The 24,651-nt window shown below is 43.1% G+C and carries 19 protein-coding genes; 8 read left to right on the forward strand and 11 right to left on the reverse strand.

Features of this window, described 5'->3' with window-relative positions; translation table 11 throughout:
- The first annotated feature begins 421 nt into the window (after window positions 1-421).
- Both LNTAR_RS19810 and ltrA read left to right on the forward strand, forming a co-directional pair.
- Entirely contained in the window at window positions 422-1,687 is a 1,266-nt protein-coding gene (locus tag LNTAR_RS19810; protein ID WP_337998511.1) for an integron integrase, read from the forward strand.
- Between the two features lie 1,739 nt (window positions 1,688-3,426).
- Window positions 3,427-4,755, forward strand: a complete 1,329-nt coding sequence (gene ltrA / locus LNTAR_RS19815) for a group II intron reverse transcriptase/maturase (RefSeq protein ID WP_007277567.1) — start codon at window positions 3,427-3,429, stop codon at window positions 4,753-4,755.
- Window positions 4,756-4,903: 148 nt separating this feature from the next.
- Here ltrA and LNTAR_RS19820 read toward each other — a convergent pair whose 3' ends face one another.
- The 4 genes from LNTAR_RS19820 to LNTAR_RS19835 form a co-directional block, all read right to left on the reverse strand.
- Window positions 4,904-5,587, reverse strand: coding sequence for a hypothetical protein (locus tag LNTAR_RS19820; protein ID WP_007280544.1), 684 nt, complete (start codon window positions 5,585-5,587; stop codon window positions 4,904-4,906).
- Window positions 5,587-8,013, reverse strand: coding sequence for a DNA topoisomerase IV subunit A (locus LNTAR_RS19825; RefSeq protein ID WP_007280545.1), 2,427 nt, complete (start codon window positions 8,011-8,013; stop codon window positions 5,587-5,589). The genes LNTAR_RS19820 and LNTAR_RS19825 overlap by 1 nt, the downstream gene beginning before the upstream one ends.
- A 2-nt stretch (window positions 8,014-8,015) precedes the next feature.
- A complete protein-coding gene (locus LNTAR_RS19830) occupies window positions 8,016-9,827 on the reverse strand; it encodes a toprim domain-containing protein (protein WP_007280546.1) in 1,812 nt (603 codons plus the stop codon).
- A 157-nt stretch (window positions 9,828-9,984) separates the two neighbouring features.
- The gene (locus LNTAR_RS19835) at window positions 9,985-10,332 is read right to left on the reverse strand and encodes a helix-turn-helix domain-containing protein (RefSeq protein WP_007280547.1); all 348 of its coding nucleotides are present in this window, start codon (window positions 10,330-10,332) and stop codon (window positions 9,985-9,987) included.
- 313 nt (window positions 10,333-10,645) lie between these two features.
- Between LNTAR_RS19835 and LNTAR_RS19840 the strand changes: the two genes are divergently transcribed.
- The 6 genes from LNTAR_RS19840 to LNTAR_RS19865 all read left to right on the forward strand — a co-directional run bounded on the left by LNTAR_RS19840 (window position 10,646) and on the right by LNTAR_RS19865 (window position 16,715).
- Complete coding sequence (locus tag LNTAR_RS19840) at window positions 10,646-11,947, forward strand: 3-isopropylmalate dehydratase large subunit (RefSeq protein ID WP_007280548.1); 1,302 nt, start codon at window positions 10,646-10,648, stop codon at window positions 11,945-11,947.
- Between the two features lie 2 nt (window positions 11,948-11,949).
- Window positions 11,950-12,501 carry a LeuD/DmdB family oxidoreductase small subunit gene (locus tag LNTAR_RS19845; protein ID WP_007280549.1) on the forward strand — a complete coding sequence of 184 codons (552 nt, stop codon included), beginning with the start codon at window positions 11,950-11,952 and terminating at the stop codon, window positions 12,499-12,501.
- 2 nt (window positions 12,502-12,503) lie between these two features.
- On the forward strand, window positions 12,504-13,580 hold the full coding sequence (gene leuB, locus LNTAR_RS19850; protein WP_007280550.1) for a 3-isopropylmalate dehydrogenase: 1,077 nt from the start codon (window positions 12,504-12,506) through the stop codon (window positions 13,578-13,580).
- Window positions 13,581-13,781: 201 nt separating this feature from the next.
- The gene (locus LNTAR_RS19855) at window positions 13,782-14,858 is read left to right on the forward strand and encodes a TRAP transporter substrate-binding protein (RefSeq protein ID WP_007280551.1); all 1,077 of its coding nucleotides are present in this window, start codon (window positions 13,782-13,784) and stop codon (window positions 14,856-14,858) included.
- Window positions 14,855-15,361 (forward strand): TRAP transporter small permease subunit, encoded by a 507-nt coding sequence (locus LNTAR_RS19860; protein WP_007280552.1) that lies wholly within the window; start codon window positions 14,855-14,857, stop codon window positions 15,359-15,361. Before LNTAR_RS19855 ends, LNTAR_RS19860 begins: the two co-directional genes overlap by 4 nt.
- Window positions 15,351-16,715, forward strand: a complete 1,365-nt coding sequence (locus LNTAR_RS19865) for a TRAP transporter large permease (protein ID WP_007280553.1) — start codon at window positions 15,351-15,353, stop codon at window positions 16,713-16,715. The genes LNTAR_RS19860 and LNTAR_RS19865 overlap by 11 nt, the downstream gene beginning before the upstream one ends.
- Before the next feature lie 73 nt (window positions 16,716-16,788).
- Here LNTAR_RS19865 and LNTAR_RS19870 read toward each other — a convergent pair whose 3' ends face one another.
- The 7 genes from LNTAR_RS19870 to LNTAR_RS19900 all read right to left on the reverse strand — a co-directional run bounded on the left by LNTAR_RS19870 (window position 16,789) and on the right by LNTAR_RS19900 (window position 24,647).
- Window positions 16,789-17,109: a hypothetical protein gene (locus LNTAR_RS19870; RefSeq protein ID WP_007280554.1), complete on the reverse strand. Its 321-nt coding sequence runs from the start codon at window positions 17,107-17,109 to the stop codon at window positions 16,789-16,791.
- Window positions 17,110-17,295: 186 nt separating this feature from the next.
- Window positions 17,296-18,054: a sialate O-acetylesterase gene (locus LNTAR_RS19875; protein ID WP_007280555.1), complete on the reverse strand. Its 759-nt coding sequence runs from the start codon at window positions 18,052-18,054 to the stop codon at window positions 17,296-17,298.
- Window positions 18,055-18,066: 12 nt separating this feature from the next.
- Complete coding sequence (locus LNTAR_RS19880; RefSeq protein WP_007280556.1) at window positions 18,067-19,215, reverse strand: serine hydrolase domain-containing protein; 1,149 nt, start codon at window positions 19,213-19,215, stop codon at window positions 18,067-18,069.
- 153 nt (window positions 19,216-19,368) lie between these two features.
- Window positions 19,369-19,998: a type II secretion system protein gene (locus LNTAR_RS26135; protein ID WP_007280557.1), complete on the reverse strand. Its 630-nt coding sequence runs from the start codon at window positions 19,996-19,998 to the stop codon at window positions 19,369-19,371.
- A gap of 159 nt (window positions 19,999-20,157) precedes the next feature.
- Complete coding sequence (locus LNTAR_RS19890; RefSeq protein WP_007280558.1) at window positions 20,158-21,093, reverse strand: DUF4405 domain-containing protein; 936 nt, start codon at window positions 21,091-21,093, stop codon at window positions 20,158-20,160.
- A 282-nt stretch (window positions 21,094-21,375) separates the two neighbouring features.
- Complete coding sequence (locus tag LNTAR_RS19895; RefSeq protein WP_007280559.1) at window positions 21,376-23,172, reverse strand: FAD-dependent oxidoreductase; 1,797 nt, start codon at window positions 23,170-23,172, stop codon at window positions 21,376-21,378.
- 71 nt (window positions 23,173-23,243) lie between these two features.
- Window positions 23,244-24,647: a DUF1501 domain-containing protein gene (locus tag LNTAR_RS19900; protein WP_007280560.1), complete on the reverse strand. Its 1,404-nt coding sequence runs from the start codon at window positions 24,645-24,647 to the stop codon at window positions 23,244-23,246.
- Between the last annotated feature and the right edge of the window lie 4 nt (window positions 24,648-24,651).

Below are 24,651 nucleotides of genomic sequence, written 5' to 3' on the forward strand. Positions count from 1 at the left end.
TTTGTGCGTACGATGAGTTTGTCGGGGATGGTTAAGTTTTCATGGTTTAAGATAGCAGTGATGTTGTGAGTTTTGTAATGCATTCACGATGTTTAAAGTCAATAAGTGAGTCTTTGCTAAGTAGTAATCTGTGGTAGCCAGTACGCATAACCCGAGAATACGGGAGTTATGTGTAGTATGCATAAGTCGGGGGTTGTATTATGAAGAGCCAAAAAAGGGCTTAAAAGTAGTTGTATTTTATTGCATTATTGAGTATGAATAAACCGGAAATGCGGGGGTTATGTGTAGTATGCATAAGTCGGGGAATGCGGCGGAGGCATATTTCATTTGATATCATATAAAAGCTAATAAATACTTGTGTTTAGTGAATTTTGGTTATTTAGTTCTTTAACGGAAAGAAAGAGGATTAATGATGTCGAACATGAAAATATTTAAAGCTTTTTTATTGAAGCAAAAAGGTGTTTATGTAAAAACTGTGGATTACTATTTGCGGTGGGTCGTTCAATATGCAGACTTTTCTAGAAAGTTAGGACGTTCGCCCTATGAGAAATCTTGCTTGGATCAATACATGAGGAGTTTGTTTGGCCGAGTCGAAGATTGGCAAATTAAACAGGCAGAAGAGGCCGTGAAATATTATTGGTATTGGCGTGGTGGCGAAGAGTCGAATAATTCAGATTGGAAAAGTGAAGAAGATATAAAATCAGATCGTTTAGAGTCTCGTTTTAATGAAGAATTTGATGGCTTGTTAGTCGAGTTTGAGAAGGCGATGAGGCTCCAGCAAAAATCGTATAGGACAATTCAGAGTTATGTTACATGGGTAGAGCGCTATTTAGCTCATGCGAAGACACATTACAAAGAGAGTGATTATGTGCGAGATTTTTTATCTCATTTAGTGATGAGGTATAATGTTGCAGCATCGACTCAGAATCAAGCCTTGTGTGCCTTAGTCTTGTTTTTTAAATATATTTTGAAGTGCGACTTGGGTGATGTTAGTGGAAGTTTACGCTCTAAAAAAGATGTGCGACTCCCAGTGGTTCTAACGGTTGACGAGGTTAGAGAGATATTGAGTGCGAGTACTGGTAAAGAGCAATTGATGATGAAGCTCATTTACGGGGGTGGTTTACGAAAAAGTGAATGTTTACGGTTACGAATTAAAGATTTAGATTTTAGCCGAGGCTCATTAAATATACGAGATGGAAAGGGCAATAAAGATAGGCAAACTCTGTTATCGAGGGACTTAAAAGAGCAAATAGATTGTCATTTGAATGAAGTGCGTAAACTATTTGAAATAGATCGTGAAAGTGAAGTTGCTGGTGTATTTCTTCCAAATGCCTTAATTAAAAAGTACCCTAATGCGGGCAGAAAGTGGGCATGGTTTTGGTTGTTCCCATCGGAAAAACTTAGTATTGATCCGATGACGAGTCAAAAAACTATTCGTCGACATCATAATTCGGGTCAAATGTTAAGTCGGTTTTTGAAAGCTACGTGTGAAGACTTAGGAATTAAGAAGCAATGTACGGTGCATACTTTGAGGCATAGTTTTGCGACGCATTTGTTGGAGCGTGGGACTGACTTGAGGACCATTCAGGAGTTGTTGGGGCATGAAGATATAAGTACGACGCAGATTTATACCCATGTGCTGAGTTTGAACCAATCGGGGACACGAAGCCCTTTGGATGATTTGTAGTTGAGGGATCAGGAATTAAAAATTAAAAGACAGGCAGGCTCCGCATCAAAAGTGGCCAAAGCACTTTTGTGGAAAAGGCTAAAACTGTAATGTGTGAGTGACTCCTACCTCCAAGTAAATATCAATTACCTAATAGAATGGGACTTTGCGAACTTCGCAAAAGCAAAAGCGCACGAGGTGGGCAATTTTGAATGGTGAATTATAAATTTTGAATGATAAAAGAGTTAAGAATATCAATTTTGAATTGTTTACCTCTGCGCCACAGCGTCTCTGCGTGATAATACAAAAGTGATTTTAAAGAATAATGGCTGAACAAAAACTTAGTGTCTTGGGGCCTTCGCGAGAGACCTAAGGACAATTCCATGTGCTAGTCCGACTACAAAATAGATATAATATTTCACGCCAAGACGCTAAGTCGCCAAGAAAGACATAAAGAGTAATTATGAATTGTTAATTATAAATTTTGAATGATTTAGAACCCATTAATTTTAAAGACTAAAAGTTGTCTCTTCTCGGTGCTCTCAGCGCGCTCTGTGGTCAAGCTTTTTCTTAGAACTCTATAGAAAACCCTAAAACAAAAATACTGAATATAAACTTAGTGTCTTGGCGTCTTCGCGAGAGAACCATAAGAGCAAGTTCCATAAGATATACATACAGAGAAATTTATAATTTTGAATTGTTTGACTCTGCGTCCCAGTGCCTCTGCGTGATAATACAAAAGAATAAGTACTGATCAAAAACTTTGTGTCTTGGCGCCTTCGCGAGAGAATCGAAAAACCATTGTCCTGTATCAATCTCGTTGGAATAAATAGATGATTTCAGACCAAGACGCTAAGACGCTAAGACGCTAAGACGTCAAGGCGCCAAGAAAGACATAAAGAGCAGTTTTGAATTGATTGGTTCGCCATGAAATGGGGTTGGTCAATTTATGAGAGCTCCGCTTAACAGCGGGTTGCGGCTGCCACTGCGGGCGGAAAAAGAGCGGGGAAGTTTTTCTGGAGTTGATGCCGAGCAGGAGCTCAGCGATCCCATGAAAGAATTGAGTCGGAAGTGTAGGGACGCTGTCCCCATCCCTGCGAGGCTTGCTAGCCATCGACGGGCAGTAAGGGAAAGATAATTATGAATGGTGAATTATAAATTTTTAATGACTAAAAGTCGTCTCTTCTCGGTGAACTCCGAGTTCTCTGTGGTGAAATGTTTTCTAAGAATGATCAAAACTTTGTATCTTGGCGCCTTCGCGAGATTATTTCAAAGAGAAAGTGCGCCTGAGAGCGCACACAATCAGTGAGGTGAAAGTCCTCATCAACAAAGGCTGATTATGTTGTAGTCGAACCTAACTGCGTTGTCGTGAGGCGGGGTGGAGAGCAAGGCAAGGCGAAGCAGCAGTCCGTAGGATGACGAACTCGATTCGGCTTTATAGTACTGGCGAGCCTGCGATCGCGTGGCGAAGCTTGGAACGGAATGAAAATAATAATAATAAGGAGTAATTCTGAAGATCCTCTATGCTGAATATCAGCGAGTAGCAAAGCAGTAGAGGAAGTCTATAGAGTGGTTGGAGACGGAATGCGGTGAAGGTTGTGTGACGTTAATTAGGGAGATCTGCATGTGCAGTGCAATAAGGCATGCAGAAGTCAGAGCTCTCATAGTAGCGAAGAAGGCGGTGAAAGCTGTTAGAGCGAAGGAGAGTAGGAAGATGAAACTGAGAAGAAAAGAATGAAGGAGTGAAACAATTGTCAGAGATGACTAAACATACATGGGAGCACTTAGGGCGCACCGAAGAAATTCGTGCGTGGGCCTCGACTTCAGTCTGGACAGATCAGATGCTGGGAACTCTTGAAACAAGAGTTGAAGGTAAGAAATGGTATAGCTTAATAGATAAAGTAGCGCGAGAAGTAAACCTTATAGAAGCTTGGGAATCTGTTCGTGCAAACGGCGGGAGTCACGGGGTGGATATGGTGAGCTTGGATCGTTACGAATCAGAGCTAGAGCACAATACAAAGCAATTGATGAAGCAACTGCAGGCAGGGACTTACCTACCACAATGCGTTCGCAGGGTAGAGATCCCAAAAGCAGATGGTAAAACGCGTGCTTTGGGAATACCGACCGTGCGCGATAGAGTTGTTCAGACTGCGCTCAAGAATGTTATTGAACCGATATATGATGTGGATTTTTCTACACAAAGTTTTGGTTTTCGTCCGCAACGTGGATGTAAAGATGCGCTTCGGCGTGTTCATCATCTACTTACGCAGGGACAGCTCTACGTCATTGATGCGGATATTCAAAGTTACTTTGATATGATACCGCACGACAAACTCATGGAACGAGTCAAAGAGAAAATAAGCGATGGCAAGACCCTAGATCTTATAGAAGCTTTCCTCAAAGCAGGAATATTTGATGGGATCAAGGAGTGGGATCCCGAGAAAGGGACTCCGCAAGGAGGCGTAATTAGCCCACTACTTGCCAATATTTACCTCAATGAATTCGACCACAGGATGACAGCGGCTGGCTTTGAAATCGTAAGGTATGCGGATGACTTTCTGGTGATGTGTAATAATGCGAAATCGGCTAAGCGGGGCTTGCGCAAAATCAAGCGTTGGATGAAGGCTCATGGTCTGAACCTCCATCCCGATAAAACCCGAATTGCCGACATGAATCAGCAGGATGAGTACTTTGAATTTCTAGGTTATCACTTTGAGCGCTCGAAAAGAACGGGCAGGATAAATAGGTGGCCAAGAAAACAGAGTATGGCTAAAATGAAAGACACTGTGCGAAAGCATACGAGGCGTTGTAACTGGCAATCGGTAGAAGAAATCATTAAAGGTCTCAGGCCTAGTCTCAAAGGTTGGTATGAGTACTTCAAACACTCAAATCGTTGGGCTATGCTCGAAGTTGATGCTTTCTTTCGTCGAAGGTTACGAAGTATTATCGCTAAGTACAATCGTAAGAAAGGTTCACATCGCTTTATAGATAACAGGAAATATACCAAGAAATACTTTGCAGAGCTAGGGTTCTTTTCACTGGAAGAGGCTTGGCTATTGGAATCTCAGTCTCTTCGGAGTAAGCATTGACCGGAGAGCCGTATGCGGGAGATCCGCACGTACGGTTCGGAAGGAGGGGAGGCTCCGCAAGGAGCTTTCCCTACCCATATCCACTTTCCTTGACCTGTGGCCGGTCGCCTGAAACCTGCTACTTGTCTTTAAGTCTGCTGAGAGCTTTTTAGTTCTGCTGTTTAATGATCATGATTTTTTGCCAGATTTTGCGGGACAGGCTATTACAGAGGTCTTCGACGTCGTTGACGGCAGAGAGCACTTCTGAGTCGGGCATATTCTGTGCGTAAAAGGCGGCCAGTTTACCGGTGAGGGAAAGCATTTCTGAGCAATAATCGAGGTAGCGACTGAGTTCGTGATTACTCATGCCGCGAAGTGGTGATGAGGCGGTATTTTTACCTTGGTCTTCGTTATCTTTGGTGAGCTGGTGCATATCAATGACGTGGGCAAGGGCACGAAATTCATGTAAAGCTTTGAGGGCTTTGGCACGCTTGAGGCGAGTCTCTAGACTGACGAGAAAAAAGAGGGCTGCACCAAAAATAATAATTTCGTTGAGCACAGCATCAATTAGGGGGAGTAATTCCTGGATGCTTACTTTTTGTAAGCTGAAGTCCATCATGCTGATGCTGACGCCAATGAGTATGAGTGCGGACGCAATTGTGAAGCCAATAATGGTGCGCAGTGTCATATTAGGCTCTGCAATCAGTTTAGCTTTCTCTTCTGTTTCAGCTGAGAGTACTTCTAATTCAGTACAGACTTTGAATAGGCTAGATTCAGGGAAACGTTCGGAAATGCGCTGCTTTAAACTTTGGAGGGTTAAGTGCGTTTTCTGAAAGTTAAGCTGACGATACATTAAGGTTCCAGAGTGAAGGTTGAATCGGGGTCAATTTTACGCTTAAAAGGAGTCGGTGCATCGCCCATGACATCGGTGTTGGCTTTAGGTTCTTCTTCTACTGATTCGGTTTTCTGAGGAGTTTCTTCAGCTTCCGTTTCTTCCGGAGTTTCTGTTTCGACCTCTTCTGCAAGCTTTTCTTCAGTACTCTGTTCATCTATGGGCTCACTAGGTGCTTCGGTTTTTGCGGAGTTCGCAAACTTTGCGCTAGTCGCAAGGCGTTTCGCTTCCAGTTCTTCAAGTTCAGCCGCTTTAGCTTTTGCGTTTTCCGCAGCAGCGTCGTCAACTTCATCTTGAGTGAAATTAATTTTTGGAGCCTTCCAAGTATTCTTGTTTTTAGCTTCATCTTCAGCTTGTTCTTCTTCGTCTTGCTTTTGCTCTTCTTCGATTTGCGTCTTGCTTTCAGATCCACGTTTTTTCTTGAGGAATTTAGTGATGGGACGCGAGGCAGTTTTAAAGCCTTTTGCAGTGGCAGAACGGATCGGAACATCATCAAAAATGAGTTCTGCAGTAACCCCTTTGGAGCGTGACGTATCTTCTAAATGGCAGTCGAGTACAATGCCATAATTGGTGTCGATGAGTTCGAGTTTATTGCCTTTTGGGAAAAGTAAATATTCTTTATCGAGGATGAATTTCTTGATCATGCAACGCTTGTGGTAGGAGATGCCACTCTTCTTATCAGTATAAATAACTGAGTAGATCTGTTCCTTATCAACGACAAATATTTCGGTGAAGCGACCAACAAAGAGTTTATCAGAAATGTTGGTAACTTTGAATTTACCATCTTTCGTGAGAATGATGATGCGATCAAATTCAGTACATTTGATATGATTACCATTATTGATTTGAGTTCCGATGTAGCCACCGACTTTATCATAGCCAAGTTTTACATTGGCAACTGCAATTTCTTTGGCATCAACTTTTTCGATACTCTTGATCTCTGTGAGGCGAGGGTATTGCTTACCGTATTTTGAGATTAAATTTTTGATAAAGTTGATGGTGTAATCCTTGAGGTGCTCAAGGTTGTAAGCCACTTCTTTGAGGGCCTTTAAGATTTCTTCGAGTTCTTTATTATTTTTATTGATATCGAAAAGAGAAATACGGCGAATGGGGATTCGTAAGAGGCGTTCGATATCTTCGTCAGATACATCGCGGCGCAGTTGGTCAAGGAAGGGCTTTAAGCCACTTCGTACGGCTTCAAAAACCTCGGACTGGCTAGTACATTCTTCGATTTTTTTGTAGATGCGTTCTTCGATAAAAATACGCTCGAGTGTGCGGTCGTGATATTTTTCGTTGAGCTTGTTCTGTTCATTGAGCAACTCCCAACGCAGTATATTGACGAGAGTTTGGGTATTGTGATGTAAAACTTCACCAACATGAATTTCTTTGGGGCGACCCCTTTGAATGACTGTGATATTAGGACTGAGGCTGACTTCGCATTGTGTGAAAGCGTAGAGGGCATTGAGAGCCCAGTCGGCTTGAACACCACGAGGGAGGTTGATCTCAATTTCAACGTGTTCTGCAGTGTAGTCCTGTATAGAAGCGATCTTGATCTTGCCATTTTTGGCGGCTTCTTCAATCGAGGACATCAGTGATTCAGTTGTGGTGCCTGGAGCAACTTGTTTGATCACTAAGGTTTTATTATTCAGAATGTCAATTTTGGCGCGAACAGTCACTTTGCCACGACCAAAATCGTATTGCGAGATATCCATAATTCCGCCACAGAGAAAGTCGGGATAAATTTCGAAACGTTGTCCACGAAGGATCTTTATTTGCGCTTTGAGCAATTCGTTGAAATTGTGAGGAAGGATACGCGTCGCCATACCAACGGCAATACCCTCGGTACCCATCATCAGTAATGCAGGGACTTTTGCGGGGAGGCAGACCGGCTCTTTGTTCCTGCCGTCATAGCTATCGACAAATTCAGTCGTCTCGGTGTTAAAGAGGGTTTCTCTCGCGAGCGGAGAGAGTCGACATTCGATATAACGTGCAGCGGATGCATTGTCACCTGTAAGAATATTACCGAAGTTACCTTGTTTCTCAATAAAATATTCTTTGTTAGCTACCGTGACTAGGGCGCCATATATAGAGCTGTCACCGTGGGGGTGATAAGCCATACAAGCACCAACGATATTGGCAACTTTGTGAAATTTACCATCATCGGCCTTAAAGAGAGTATGAAGGATACGGCGTTGCACGGGCTTGAGGCCGTCATCCACATCGGGGATGGCGCGATCTTTAATTACATAAGAAGCATAATCAATGAAGTTCCCGGTCATCATACGATTCAAATGAGTTGCAAAGGGACTGAAGCCAATTTTTGCCGCGAGGGGGTCGTATTGTTCCGGGTTTGGCTTGATGATGTCAGCTGTGTCGTCAGTATCCATGATTAAGCCAAGTTATCCATAATAAATTGTTTGCGATCACCCGTATTACTGCCCATGAAGAAATCGAGGACATGGGGGATGTCGCTCATTTTTTCAATATTGACCTGAATGATGCGCATGTCCTCACCAATGAATTGGCCGAATTCGTTTGGTGAAATTTCCCCGAGACCTTTGAATCGAGTGATCTCATGACCACGTCCCAGCTTGGCTACGGCTTCGTCTTTTTCTTCTTCGTCATAGCAATAAACCGTTTCTTTTTTATTTCGCACTCGGTAAATCGGCGTTTCGAGTATGTACAGGTGGCCGTTGGTGACGAGGCCTTCGAAGAAGGTGAGAAAATAAGTGAGCAGTAAATTACGAATGTGAAGACCATCTTGGTCGGCATCCGTTGCAATGATAACTTTGGCATAGCGTAAGTCGTCGAGGCTATCTTCAATATTGATCGCCTTCATCATGAAGTAGAGTTCTTCGTTTTTGTAAACGAATTCTCGCTTCATATTATGACTATTCTTCGGCTTACCTCGAAGTGGGAAAAGTGCTTGAGTTAAAACGTCGCGGCAAGAAATCATCGAGCCAGTTGCTGAATCACCCTCAGTGATAAAAATCATTGACTCTTCACCAAGAGTCGACTTGTCGTTAAGGTGATGTTTGCAGTCACGCAATTTCGGTATTTTGAAAGAAACCTTTTTTTGCTTGTCTTTAGCGAGTTTCTTGAGATCAGTGATGTTTTTACGCATCTTCTCATTGAGAGTGACTTTCTCTAAGAGGCGATCGGCAACATTTTTATTCTTGTGCAAGAAATCAGTGACAAAAGCTTTTACTTTGTTCACAACCTCACTACGGATCTCAGTGTTGCCTAATTTATTCTTGGTTTGTGATTCGAAAATGGGTTCTTTTACTTTGACGGCAACGGCACCAAAGAGGCCATCCCGTACATCAGAGCCATCGAAATTTTTCCCAGCATAATCATTGACGCCTTTGAGGATGCCTTCACGGAAAGCTTGCTGGTGAGTGCCGCCATCATTCGTGTACTGGCCATTAACGTAGGAGTAATAATTTTCGCCGTAGTTGCCCGTGTGACAGAAACCAAATTCTAAGCGGTCATCGCGATGATAAATAATATCGTAGAGCTTTTCATCATTGATTTCTTTTTCAATGAAATCGCGCAGGCCATTGCGCGAATAAAATTTTTGGCCGTTGAGATAAAGGCTAAGCCCACGGTTGAGGTAAGCATAACCCCACATACGTCTATCGATAAAGCCGAGATCAATTTTGTACTTAGGGAAAATTTCGCGTGAGGGAGAAAATTCGACTTCGGTACCGTTTTCTTCGTCAGTTTTACCATCGTTTTCACTTACGAGTACACCTTCTTCAAAACAAGCTTCTTTGAATTTGCCATCGCGGAAAGACTTGACTCGAAAATGAGCAGATAAGGCGTTGACGGCTTTTGTGCCGACACCATTTAGACCGACTGAGAATTCGAAGGCATTGCCATCATATTTGCCGCCAGTATTCATTTTGGAGACACAATCAACGACAGCGCCGAGGGGGATACCTCGTCCATAGTCACGTGTATAAAAAGTTCCGGCCTCAGTATCAATCTTAAGGTCGATTTTGTTGCCATGGTTCATGATGAATTCGTCGATACAGTTATCGAGGACTTCTTTGAGAAGAACGTAAATGCCGTCGTTTTGGTTACTGCCGTTGCCGAGGCGCCCAATATACATACCCGGTCTTTTGCGGATGTGTTCTAAAGGGTCAAGCGTCTGAATTTGTTTTTCGTCGTACTCGGCAGGAGCTTTCTTTTCGGCCATTGACATTCCCGTGTGTTTATGAATCAAGTAATAATAGGGAATATAGGCGGGTGCTTTTTCTTTGTCAATTTGAGCTCAGAAGCTTTTCTCTTTGAGTGTAAAAAATTAGAGAGGTTTATTGCTCTATACTTACGATTTTGTCTTGTGGAGTGTTTTTTTACTCCGAGAGGTTTTGTTGGCGGAAGTCTTCGGTAAGGGTGAGGAGCATATGCAAAGCGATCTTTTTTTGCTCTTGTTTGAGGCCTTTGAGGCATGTTCGGATCATGTCTTTGGGGTCGAGTTCTTCCCAATTATTGATTTCTACATAATTACTCAATTCAAGATTTGCCTGTTGGCTCAGCGCAAAGATTTTATCTTGTGCATACATTCCTGGCTTTCTCGAGCCATTCTTCCAGTTTGAGATGGTTTGTTGTGTCACCATACACTTTTCTGCCAGCTGAGATTGGGTCATGTGCAAATGCCCAATGATATCGCTTACTAATTCTGCCCAGTCATAATCTTTCATGTTGTCTCCTACTTACACATCCTTTGAGTTAATATTATGTGTCTAAAAGTTCAAAACCAAGAAAAACTAAGTGAGATAGTGAAAACAAATTAATATTTTTATGAAATATTTATTTAGGGAACAACTGGTTTGCGATTAGCGCATTGATTTAAAAGTCTTTAGAGAAGAATTCAATATGGCTTTTACCCACGATATTCGAGTTGCTTTTTTATGTGCTTGTGCTAAAACTATGGGCTATTATTTATGTCAGTAAAAAATTAATAATTTTTTAGGCATGAGAGACTTTTATTAAAAAATAAGCGGAGACTTCCTCATGGGAATGACCTTAACTGAAAAAATTATTGCCAATGCAGCAGGGCGCGACTCTGTGAAAGCAGGCGAGAATGTATGGGTAGACGTCAACGTCTTGATGACCCATGATGTTTGTGGACCGGGTACAATCGGTATCTTTAAAGATAAATTTGGTGCTGACGCCAAAGTCTTTGATAAAGAGAACGTCGTGATTATTCCTGATCACTACATTTTTACTGAAGACAAAAGAGCGCTTCGTAACATCGATATCCTCACAGACTTTGCTAAAGAGCAAGATATTCCTAATTATTACCAGCCAGGTACAGATAATTACATGGGTGTATGCCACGTGACTCTTCCTGAAAAAGGGCATGTTCGCCCAGGTGAAATTATTCTCGGAACGGACTCACACACTTGTACTCACGGTGCACTTGGTGCTTTCGCTACAGGTATTGGTAACACAGATGCTGCTTTCACAATGGGAACTGGCCGTACTTGGTTAAAAATTCCTGAGACCATCAAATTTGTTCTCAATGGCAAGCTTCCAAAAACAATGATGGCAAAAGACCTCATCCTTCACATGATTGGTGAAATTGGTTTTTCTGGTGCGACTTACTGTGCTATGGAATTCGAAGGTCCAGTTATTGATGAACTCTCTATCGAAGAACGCATGACTATCTGTAACATGGCGATTGAAGCTGGTGGTAAAAATGGCGTCATCGCTGCGGATGCAAAAGTAGAAGCTTATGTTAAAGAGCGTACTGATGTTCCTTATACACTTTTCAAAGCTGATGCGGATGCAGACTACAAAGACGTTTACGAAATCAATTGTTCAGAACTCGAGCCCACAGTAGCGATTCCTTCAGCTCCAGATAAACGTAAAGGCGTTAGCGAGATCGCAGGTACGGATCTGACTCGTGCTTATATCGGTTCTTGTACGGGTGGTAAGACGGAAGACTTTGCAGCAGCTGCAGAAATTATGTACGGTCAAAAAGTGGCCATGGATACTTTCGTCGTGCCTTCAACAACTTTCGTAGAAAAAGACCTTAATACACTCAAGTTTAAAGACAAAACCTACATGGAAATTTTCCTTGAAGCGGGTTGTCGTATTGGACCTCCGGGTTGTGCAGCCTGTCTCGGTGGACCTGAAGATACTTTTGGGCGTACTCATGCAGAAGAAATCGTTGTTTCTACAACGAACCGTAACTTCCCTGGTCGTATGGGTTCTATGCAAGCAAAAGTTTATCTCGCATCTCCTTACGTTGCGGCAGCTAGTGCACTCACTGGCGTGATCACAAAACCTGATTCATATTTAGAGGATTAATCGTGAATACAATTATTAAAGGTAAAGCATTTGTTCTCGGCGATAATATCGACACGGATCAAATCATTCCTGCAAAATATCTTTCTTATGACCCTTCAAATCCAGAAGAGAAAAAGTACTTCGGTAAATTTGCCCTTTTCGGTGTGCCAGAAGGTGAATCGGGTTACCCAGGTGGTGACATTCGCTACGTAAGTGAAGGTTTTGAATCTGACTACAATATCATTATCGCGGGTGAAAACTTCGGTTGTGGCTCTTCACGTGAGCACGCACCTTTCGCTCTTGCAGAAGCTGGTGCAGAAATCGTCGTCGCTCAATCTTTTGCGCGTATTTACTTCCGTAATAGCGTTAATGGTGGCTACCTCGTTCCTTCTGAGACACCGGTAAAAATCAACGAAGAAATCGCTACTGGCGAAGAAATCGAAATCAATCTTGATAATAATAAACTAAAGAATCTGACTTCAGGTAAAGAATACGATCTCAATCCACTTGGCGATATTAAAGCCATTATGGAAGCTGGCGACGTTTTCAAATACGCTAAGCAGATGGGAGAATAAAAATGGATTTAAAAATCTGTGTATTGCCTGGCGATGGTATCGGCCCGGAAATTATTGAACAAGCCGTAGTCGTACTTGAAAAAGTATGTGAAAAGTTTGGTCACAATCTCACTACGGAAGAAGCAATTATTGGTGGCGTTTCTATCGACGCACACAATACGCCTCTCACACAAGATACAATTGATAAATGTTTAGCATCTGATGCGGTACTCATGGGCGCGATCGGCGGACCTAAATGGGACAAAATCGACAAGTCAATTCGTCCTGAGCGTGGTCTTCTTGGTATTCGTAAAGCTCTCGGTCTCTACGCTAACCTCCGTCCTGCAAAGCTTTGGGAAGAACTCAAAGATGCTTCTTTCCTCAAGGATTCTGTTATTGGTAACGGTCTCGATATCATGGTTGTTCGTGAACTTATCGGTGGTATCTACTTCGGTGAGCCACGCGGTGAAGGTGTTGACGAAAACGGCGAGCGTTATGCTTACAACACAATGGTTTACAAAGAGTCAGAAGTTAAGCGTATTGTAAAGCTTGCTTTCGAAATCGCTCGCAAGCGAGGCAGCAAGCTTCACTCAGTAGAAAAAGCTAACGTTCTCGACGTGTCTCAGCTTTGGAACGAAGTCGCTGAAGAAGTGTCAAAAGACTACACTGACGTGGACTACCACACAATGTATGTTGATAACGCAGCTATGCAGCTCGTTCGTAACCCAGGTCAGTTCGACACAATCGTGACGGGTAACCTTTTCGGTGACATCATTTCTGATGAAGCTTCAATGATCACGGGTTCAATCGGTATGCTTCCTTCAGCGTCAATTGGCGATGGTAAAGTAAGCCTTTACGAGCCAATTCACGGTTCGGCTCCAGATATCACAGGTACTGGCAAAGCTAACCCACTCGCAACTATCCTTTCTGTTTCAATGATGCTCCGTTATAGCTTCGATCTCGATGCTGAAGCTAACCTCATTGAAGAAACAGTTGCAAAAGTTCTCGCTGAGGGCTACCGCACTGCAGATATCATGGAAGACGGTAAAGAATGTCTTTCTTGCTCTGAAATGGGTGCACTTGTAGCTTCCAAGCTCTAATTCAATTCGATTGAATTGGCACACGCGAAAGCGTGAGCTACCTACTAAAAAACTCCGTGGCTTCGGCTTCGGAGTTTTTTTGTTTAACGCTATATCTATGTGATGATAGTCTGTGCGACGCTGTCGATCCAGAGCTTGTAGATTTTATGACTTCAAGCATTTTGTTTAGCGTTGATTATTAAGTGTTAAACTGGGATGAGAATGAAAAAGATATTGATAGTTTTGTTAGTAGGAAGTCTGCTTTTTGGCGCTTGCGTACGTCGCAAAAAAGAGGCGGCACATGGCGGGGTGAAAACACGACTGAAAATTGCCTCTTCATATAATAGTGCTTTGCCCATTTTAGGGGATTCAGTCAAGATAATGGCGGATCGTTTGGAACTCTCGAGCGGAGGTGCAATCACGGTGCGACTGATGGAACCGCAGGATGTGGGTGGGTTACAGGCTATTTTGGAAGCGGTGAGTTCAGGTAAAGTTGATGCGGGTTATGGCTCGGCAGGTTTTTGGGCAGGAAAGATGCCAGCAGGCCCTTTGTTTTCTTCAGTGCCTTTCGGACCAGAAGCAGGACCTTATCTCGCTTGGATGAAACAAGGCAATGGCATGAAGCTCTATCAACAGATGTATGATGATGCGGGCTATAATGTAAAAGTTCTTTTGTGTACGGTTTTACCTCCCGAGACTTCGGGTTGGTTCAGGAAAGAAATCAATAGTCAAGAAGATCTGAAGGGGCTCAAGATGCGCTTCTTTGGCTTAGGTGCCCGAGTTATGGAGAAAATGGATGTTTCCACCATGCTTTTGGGAGGCGGAGAAATTTATCCCGCCATGGAAAAAGGCGTCATTGACGCAACTGAATTCTCGATGCCTTCGATCGACAAAAAAATTGGTCTCTATAAAATTGCTAAGTACAATTACTTCCCCGGTTGGCATCAGCAATCCACTTTGCTCGAGTTGATCGTAAACAAAGATAAATGGAACAAATTGCCCGAGTCGCAAAAAGCTCTAATCGAAATGGCCTGTAACGAGAGCCTGATGAATTCTTTGGCTCAAGGTGAAGGAACCCAGTTCCAGGTGATGAAAGACAACGTGGAAAAATATGATGTGCATATCAAACGTTGGAATGATCAAATGCTCAAGGCCTACGAGCAAGCTTGGAAAGAAGTGGTGAAGGAAGAATCAGCTAAAGATAAGTTTTTTGATGAAGTTTGGACTGACTTATCTCAATTTCGTAAAAACTATTCCCTCTGGGAAGATAACGCCTACCTTCCGCGACATCGAAAATGACTCAGCTGGCCAAGTGGATTGAAGCGGCGCTTAAGAAGTTTTGTGAATTGTGTTTGTGGGCCAACTTCATTCTTATATTTCTTATTGTTTTTCAAGTGGTGGCGCGCTATGCCTTTAACTTCACTTGGGCCTCTTTAGAAGAGTTACAATGGCACCTTTTCGCTTTTGCGATGTTCACTGGCGTGGCTTACGCGATAGTAGAAAATAGTCATGTGCGAGCGGACCTGCTCTTTGCGAAGTTCGCAAAAAAATGGCAAGACCGCGTTGAGTTACTCACCATGGTGTTTTGTGTGATTCCTTTTTTCTCACTCATTCTTTTTTATAGCCTCAGTTTTGTGGAGCGTTCCTATGCGGTGGGTGAGATGTCTAGCGCGCCTGGTGGCTTGCCATACCGTTGGCTTATCAAAGCTTTGATCCCTTTGGCATGCCTACTGATTAATTTTGCGGCGCTCGCAAAAATCTTGCGCTTAATCGACGCCTTGCGAGGTAAAGATGTATCCTGAAGAGTTGATGCTGATTGCCATGTTTGGCATTCTTTTACTATTTATTTTTATTGGTGTGCGCATTGCTTTTGCGATTGCGGGAACTGGCATGTTGACCACAGTACTTTGCCTTATATGCAATAAGTATTTTGAAACCAATTTCTTTGCCGACTTTAATAATTTGGGGCTCTTGGTGAATCGAGTTTATTCATTGATGTCGAGTAGTCTTCTCGTTGCTTTACCCATGTTTGTCTTTATGGGAATCATGTTGGAGAAGTCGGGCTTAGCAGAAAATTTGATGGAGTCTTTTCAAAAGATTTTCAGCTCAGTTCGTGGAGGTCTAGCACTCGCCGTAACTCTGATAGGCTTGCTCTTGGCCGCATCGACAGGCATCATTGGCGCCTCAGTCGTACTCTTGGCACTAATGTCGATCCCCACCATGCTGAAAAATGGCTATAGCAAGGAATTGGCCTGCGGCACGGTTTGTTCAGCAGGTTGCTTAGGGATTTTAATTCCCCCGAGTATCATGTTGATTTTATTGGCGGATCAAATGGGCGTTTCAGTGGGCGACCTCTTTCATGCCGCAGTGCTTCCAGGTTTATTACTGACGGCGTCTTATTGTGTCTACATATTTTTTAAAGCCCAAAAAGTCGACAAGAGCGAGGTCGTGCCATTGCAGAAGGGGGATTTAAAAAAGCTCTTCTTGGCAATCATTCCTCCCATGTTGCTGATGTTCTTGGTTCTCGGTTCGATTTTCTTTGGTATTGCGACGCCTACAGAAGCGAGTGGGCTTGGCGCCTTTGGCGCAATGATCTTAGCTTTTAGCAGTAAAAAACTCGACTACAAAACTCTTCGCCTCAGTGTGATGGAGACGGGGAAAACTACGAGCTTCATTATGGCTATTCTCATTGGCGCAGCTTGCTTTTCTTTAACACTTAAAGAATTGGAGGGGGATGAAATTATTCGCGAAAATATCATGGCACTGCCTTTCGGCCATACGGGAATTATTTTAGCGATTCTCGCAATGATTTTTCTCTTGGGATTCTTTTTGGATTGGATCGAAATTACTTTGGTGATGATCCCCATTGTGGCGCCGATCATTTCGGCAATGGCTTTGGAAATGCCTGGGCAAGGTCTAGAGCAAGCGGAACTTATTTGGTTTGCCATCCTCGTTGCAGTCACACTGCAAACATCTTTCCTTACCCCACCAGTAGGTTTCGCTTTGTTTTACTTGAAGGGCGTCACACCGAAAGAAATCGAACTCAAGCACATCTATAAGGGAGTGATCCCCTTTATTATTTTGCAGGTCTTGATTCTCATTCTGATTTTCCTCTTCCCTTCAGTGGTCTTGTGGCTGCCTTCTTTGGCAGCTTAATAGTAAAATTGAACCACAAAAAAGCCCCATGATCGCGATCATGGAGCTTCTTGAAAATAGGTGAATAAAAAGCTTATTCTTTCTTTTTCTTTGGAGCTTTAGCTTTTTTGGCAAACTCTTTAATCATAGCGGCAGTGCCAGCATCTGTTTTGTCAGCTTTGACCATGGCCATTTCAAATTTTGCATCAGCTGCGGCAACTTTCTTTCCCTCTTTGTCGATGATTTTTGTATCGGCAGTGATTTTGAATGCTTTCTCTTCTTTTTTGATTTTGATTGTAATAGAATCGGCAGTCATACTGATGACGCTACCTTTTACGGGCTTGGCTTTTTTGTCTGCAGCCATAAGAGGAGAAGCAATAATTAGGATAAGCAAGAGACTGAGGATTTTTTTCATATATGACCTTAATGTTTTATTTTAAATTTATTCTTTAACGAATGCAGCGTAAATGTGTGTTACAAAAACAACTATACTTAAGTGAGTGACCTAGCTACTCACCGACAAATACGATTTTATGGGACATCATCAAAAACTTTTGTTTTTATTATGAAAAAGCAAAGTTTTTATGACTAAGAAATCTTTTTATTGTTTTTTAAGCAATTCAATTGCGGCTTCCGCAAAACGCGTGCCGAGGATTTTGTAGCCTTCATTTGTCATGTGTAGATCATCGACGTACTTGCGGATTTCTTTCGTTTTCCAGTGGGGAGGTGAATCACCAGTGTTGAGATCGTGGGTCTCAATGATCTTGCAGTTGGGCGTGTCTTTGGCGACCTTTTTCTGAGCGGCAATAATTTCCTCCCATTCGGGATAAAGGGCTTGCTTATTATCTTTGCCAAAATCACTGAGTTTACCGATGACAAAGACAATGGGAGTTTCGGGAAAATCAGCTTTGATTTGCGAAAAGAGCGCCTTGAGGCTGCGTTCATACACGGCGGAATGACGTTCACGGGAATCGCGCTCGCCTTGCATCCAGCAGAAGGCAATTGCTTTAGGTTTCTTACCTTGAGTCGCTTTTGTAATTTTCTTCATCATGCTTTTGTACATGACGCCATTTTCTTTTGGCTGCGGATTTTTCGTGTTGGGAATGTTGGGGTCAATTTTCCAATAGGGAGCGGCTTTCCAATCGTGAACCCACATGCGGATGGGGCGCCCACCAATGGCTTCTTTGACAATCAGTACATTTTCTTTGCCGAATTCTTGATTAACGCGAGGCTCAAAAGTGAACTTTTGATTCATTCCCTGCATATTGGATTGACCTGAGAGGATGAAGAGGTATTTGCCTTCTTCTGCATAAGTCGAGAAGAGCAAAAATAAACAGCTGAAAAGAGTCGTGATTTTCATAATTGTGAGGCCTTATTTGATTAAGAGTTTTATAAAGTGCTCTTCCAGAGCCTTCAGAGGGGCACCAATAGCTTTTTTATTGTGAGAAGTGGCGACAAGAACGATATTGTTGTGAGGCAATATACTCATGTATTGACCACCAGCACCAATACCACTGATGAAATTGATTTTGTCGTCACTAAATTTTTTGCGATTGTGGAAGTAATAAAAATAACCATCACCTTTCTTGCTGTCAACGATGAGTTGAACATATTCTGGTGAAAGCCATGGCTTGCCATTGAGTTTGCCCCCATCAAGAATGGATTGCGCCACTTTGAGTAGAGTGCGTGAAGTAAAGTTACTACCTGCACCACAAGCAGGTAAAGCATTGCTTTTATCGTTCCAACAGTAAACAGTTCCCAGTTTATTGGTCACTTCAGCTTCAATCCATTTTTGTACTTGGCCGCCAGTTTTAATATCAATAATCATCATGATCATCGTTGCGTCTAAACCGGAATACTTATACTCTTTACTCGCTTGAGAAATGGGTGAGGTGGCCTCAAAAACCTTTTGAAAGTAAGCTTGTTTTTGGTACTTTCTTTCTAAAGCGAGAACAGTGCTTTTTTGACTAAAGCGAAGACCAGATTTCATGAAAAGAGCATCGCGTAGAGTGATACTCTCGACGCCTGCCTGGATTTTTGAACGGTCAATTTCGGGCATGAAATCAATGACGGGCTTATCGAGATCACTGATTGAGAGTAAGCCCAGTTGAATCGCTCTAGCGAGGCAGACAGAAGTCATGGTTTTGGTGACTGACATGGTGTAATGCGGCCCATTCACTCGACCACGACGGTTGTACATCTCAAAAATGAGCTTGCCGTTTTTAGCAATAAGCAGGCTATCTAAATTTTGATATTTACTTTTCTTGTCTTCGGCGAGAAAAGCTTCAGCAGCCTCTTGGACTCCTGGATTATTCCATTGACCGACTGCGATGCCATCGTTCAAATCTTTAGGGCTCGTGCTGAGGTAGGGAGCTTTTAGGTATTTGATCTTTTTTTGTTCTTTACTGGACTGATTCTTAGGATCGACCCCTTGATCCAAACTTGGAGGGTTTTGAGCTAATAGATTGACTGATATTATTAAAAAGTTTACTGCACTTAATAAAGTTTTATTCAATGTCATGTTGTGCCTTGGTTTGAGTTGATCAAGAGTTATCAATAATCACTACGTAAGCCAAAGAAGTTTTCTAACTTCTAATTAACACTTTGATTGAATATAATTAAAAAGCAAAAGACCGCATCTCAGCGGCCTCTCACTTCGGGACAGAACTACTTTTTATGGAGTCCAAAGTTGACTTGAGTTATTTGAGTTATTCCCAATGCTTAATGCTTGATTTCCATCAAGTGATTCTAAGTGACCATCAACGTAAGTAATATTGAGTTTACCGTCATGTCTGGCCATACGTTTTGTTGCAGTATCTTTTATAACTTTGTTTTCATCTTTTAAGTTTGCAGGCCAAATTACATTGCTTTTATTATAACCATCAATCATGAATAATGTTTTAGAAGAATGTGTAGATGCCAAACTTTTAGGTACATTAGAGCCTGAAGCAAGAGTTAAATTTTTATTCATAGAATAATTAGTTTCGTAGTTCCATTGGAATGTCACACCACTTGGACAATGAAATGGGTGATTATCTGTTTTCAAACCACTCTTAGATAAATAACCAGACTCAAATAGTTGTTTATTCCATTTGATTGACCCGTTAGTAGACGGGAAAACATATTGATTATTATCATCTGCATACATGAAGTTGGCTAACGTAGCTTGCTTAAGTTTATTTTTACAGCTAGTTCTTATAGCAGAATCACGAGCATTACCAAGTACGGGTAAGATTATGCTTGCAAGAATACCAATGATCGCAATGACGACTAACAGTTCAATTAGGCTGAATTTCTTTTTCATTTTTTTTGTCTCCGAATTTTAAGATAAAGAGATGTATGAAAAGTCCATGCCAAGGCCTATTTCCAAGTCATAAGTAGTTAATTTAAAATTATTTATAAATTTTATAAAATATACATGTGCGAAATTTCACATATATTTTCGTGCGTTTTATGTGAAGATTTAGTTAAGGCTTTCAATAAGCCCCAAATCAAGAGGAGTATTTTTGATGTTTTCGGTATCGTAGTTGATACTGCCCTTGGGACTATTTTCAGTTGGAGTGCTATTGCCAGTGATTTCTAAAAGGCGATATTTCTTTTTTTCGCTGTGATCCACGTAGGTGGAATAAATCACAGAATCAAAACCAGCCTCTTTTATTTCCACAAAGAGGGCGTATTCATCACCATCAGTCTTGAGGTATTTCTCGAGAGAAAAACTATGATTCGACGTGGCTCCACTGGCGAGATCCAGTTCTCCATCGGGGTCAATTCCCGTGAGTAGGGTGTAGCGATGGCGCCAGATGGGCAGAAGTTTTTGGCGTTCAGTTTCCTTGCCATTCCATTTCACTTTTTCTGAATAAGCGAGTTCAGGACTGATGTAGAGCGTTTCGATTAGTGTGCCCGCTTTTGACTCGGCCCAGATCGCAAGTGCAGTAGTGGACTTGAGTTCGTGATTAAAGTTGAGATGAATGGCGAGGGCTTTTTGTTGATTCTTTTCTTTGAGTCGCGTCGTGTTGTGATTGTTTTTATCACTGAGAGATTGAATGAGTGGGTTGGGGCGAACAATTTCGTGAGCGCGTCGAGATTCGTAGCTCTGAGAGAGGATGATTTTTGCGGGTTCCGCATTTTTAAGCGAAGCAAAAAGCAAGCCGAGCCAAGCAATAAAAATGAGTGCCAAATTCTTTTTGGGAACGGAGATTTTTGATTTTGAGGAGAAGATCGCTTTAAAATATTTTCCCTTGCCGATGAGGTGGAGGCCAATGAGGATGAGGGTGGCCAAACCGAAAACAATGTGAACCCGTGCGGTATCGATATCGAAGGGCAGGGCATAAGACATGACGCCGCTAATTGCGAGGGTCGCAAAGCAAAGGAGGAGGGCAATGTTAACGAAGTGACGCATGAAATGATTCTTTGTTTATAATTTTCGCCGGGTCAAGGGCAGGCAAGTCCTTGCGGGGTGTATGAGGGGCGGAGCTCCCTCGTGATGTTTCTCGGGGCCAGCCCCGAACCCCGTGAGATACTCGCCGTATGGGCAAATAACATATCCGCCTGTCTGGCAAGACCCTCAACGGGCGGATGGATGACTCTAGAAATATAATTTTTTCTCCGTAGTGAAATGCCAAGCTGGTGCTTGGCGTTCCCAAGTTTTATTTATGCCAAGCTGGAGCTTGGCGTTCCCAGCTTAGCTATAACCAATGAGTGAACGTAGTTCTTTGATATGGCTTTTACCAACTTCACGAGGCGTCGACTTGTGCTTTTTACAAAGAGCAGCGGCATAACCCGTCGCAATACCCATTTGCGCGCAAGTATTCATGACGCGAGGTCCAGTAAGGCCAATATGAGTGCAGCTAAAGCAACGCCCTGCCATCATCAGGTTCGAGATATCTTTGGAATAAAAACTACGGAAGGGGATGTAGTACATTTTTGTATGGTGAAAGAGTGCTTTTGAAAGGTAGTCAGCAGAATCACCCTTCTCTTTGCGTTGGAAGTGAGTGTCGAGCTCACGTTTTTCTTCCACTACGGTGTCGTCGAAATATTTACCACTGGTGGCATCGCTCATTTTGTAGATGTGATCACCCATGATACGACGGGATTCGCGGCGTCCGCCAATATGAGCGACAAATTTGAGCTCCTGAAGGGCGTGCTTGGGAGATTTTTTTGCATTGGAAAAATTGCCGTAGATAGCGCGGAACATATGATCGCGAATCTGTTCGGCATCATCAATTTGATTGAGATCATTATTGGAGTATTCCCAAAACCATTCACCTTGTATTTTAGCTGAGTTTTTAGCGACTGGCTTGGCCCATGGTAAAGAGGGGAAACGGCTCGGTTTTTTACCCTTGTGTGAATTCCACAGGACACTCGTTCCCATAACTTTATTATCCGCCACTTTCGGGCTCCAGAGATCACCGTGTTTATCCCAAGCTTCATTAAATTCAGAAGCCGCTTCGCGACCATAGCGGAATTCGGCGCCTGACCAGAAGCCGAGCCAGCCATCACCCGTAGCATCCACAAAAACGGGCGCATTAAAGCGCGTGATGATTCCCGTCTTGGTGTGGCGAACATCAACGGAATTAATGGCTTCACCAGTTTTACTGAGGCCAATAGCGATTTGATTGGGGAAGAGATCGACACCGCTATTCGCCATGTTTTTTTCACGTTTGGCTTGGTCTTTGATGGCGTCATGGTGACCATTGGGCCAGTGCTTGGTGTCAATGAGTTTAATCATCGGCTCATTTTTTCCTTTGATACCAAGTGTATGAACACGAACTTCAGAACTCGCATTGCCACCGAAGAGGGGGCGGTCCTGAATGAGAGCTACTTTGAGCCCAGCTTTTTTTGCAGCTAGTGCAGCTCCGCAACCGGACATGCCACCACCGACCACAACGAGGTCAAAATCTTTTTCTTCTACTTTGAGTTTGCTGCGACCCGAGGCTTCATCTTTCCACTCAATCACATCTTTAGCATCATTGGGAAGTTGAGGTTTTTCTTTCTTAGAAAAGTAAATCGCATCAATACGACCTTCAAAACCCGTGAGGTCGTGGAGCTGAACTTTGTTGGCGCCCTTTTTGAGTTCTACTGAACCGCCTTTTTGCCAGGCCCAACCGGCTTCAGTACCAAAAGTTGGTGAGAGTTTTGCACCATTGATCGAGATCTTGAATTGGCCAGGAGCCTCCCAGTCGCCAGGGCACCAATCGCGTGTGCGAACGTGCATGTAATATTGGCCTGAGTTCGGAATTTGAACGGAAGTAATCGCATCTTCTACGGGAATACCCATGCCATGGGCGAGCAATTGATGTCCACCCATCTGTTGATAGAACTGCGTGTCGAGAACCCAGCCACCGGATTTTTGGAATTGACAGGCTTCGAGTAAAACACCTTCAGTTGAAAATTTTGATTGGCTAAAGCCATAAGCGGGTGCCGCTGCTGTTACAATTGAAGTTCCACCAATGATGCGAATAAATTGTCTTCTGTCCATGATCAATTCCTTTTTATTAAGTTATGCTTTGAGGGGAATTGTCATGAGCTTGTTCATTGACACATGAAGCTTTAAGAATTTATAATTTTTTTAATTACTTTTGCGGGCTCCACACCTGTAAGTCGCATATCCAGGCCACGGAAGGGAAAGGAGAGCTTATGATGATCAAGTCCCATGAGGTGGAGAATTGTGGCATTGAGGTCGCGGATGTGAACTGGCTTGTCGACGATATTATAACTAAAGTCATCCGTTTCTCCGTAAACCAAACCTTTTTTAACGCCGGCACCGGCCATCCACATACTGAAACAGCGTGGATGATGATCTCGACCATAATTAGATTGACTGAGTTTGCCCTGACTGAAAATGGTGCGGCCAAACTCTCCGCCCCAGACGACGAGGGTTTCATCCAGTAAACCACGCTGCTTGAGGTCCTGGATAAGGCCGTAGCAAGCGTGATCCACATCGCGACATTGTCCAGCCATATTTTTGGGGAGGTGACCATGATGATCCCAACCACGATGAAAGATCTGTACGGTACGCACATCAGCTTCAATCAGTTTTCTTGCTTGTAGAGCATTATAGGCAAAAGTCCCAGGGATATTGACTTCGGGGCCATAAAGCGCTTTTACATGATCGGGCTCAGCGCTCATATTCGTGACCGCAGGGATTGATTTCTGCATGCGAAAGGCCATGTCCTGCTGAGCCATAGTGGTTTGTATTTCCGGGTCACCAAATTTGTTAAAATGCTCCTGATTTAGTGAATCACTCAAATTGATCATGGCTTTGCGTTGATTCCGGGAAATGCCTTTTGGATTGCTGAGATAGAGGATGGGGTCACCCATGGCCTGAAAATTTACGCCTTGATGATGTGATGGCAAAAAACCGGCTCCCCAGAGGCGGCTGTATAGTCCCTGGACATTAACTTTACCCGACCATTTAGCGCAGTTGAGTACGGTGAAATTAGGAAGATTGGGGTTGATGCTTCCCAAGCCATAGCTGAGCCAGGCGCCGAGACTGGCCATGCCGGGCAGTTGGTTGCCGGTGCAAATAAGTGTTTTGGCGGGGTCGTGATTGATGGCGTCGGTATGCATGGATTTAATCAGGCATAGATCATCAATCATTGATGCTGTTTTGGGGAGCAACTCACTGACCCAGGTGCCGTTTTGCCCATGCTGTTTGAAATTATAGACTGATGGCGCGATGGGGAAGCGGCTTTGCCCTGCGGTCATATTTGTGGTGCGTTGTCCTTGGCGAATGGAGTCCGGAAGGTCTTTGTCGAACATCTTTTTCATTTGCGGTTTATAGTCAAAAGTCTCCAGTTGACTTGGTCCCCCTGCCATGAAGAGGTAGATAATTTTTTTTGCTTTGGGAGCAAAATGAGGACCAGCCTTTTTTGCGCTGTCCGCAAAAAGCTGTGAGTTGATTAAAGGAGCGCCTGCAAGAGCAGACTGAATTATTTGGCGTCGATTTAGCATGTGA

Origin of the sequence: Lentisphaera araneosa HTCC2155, assembly GCF_000170755.1 — a bacterium.
GTDB classification, from domain to species: Bacteria; Verrucomicrobiota; Lentisphaeria; order Lentisphaerales; family Lentisphaeraceae; genus Lentisphaera; species Lentisphaera araneosa.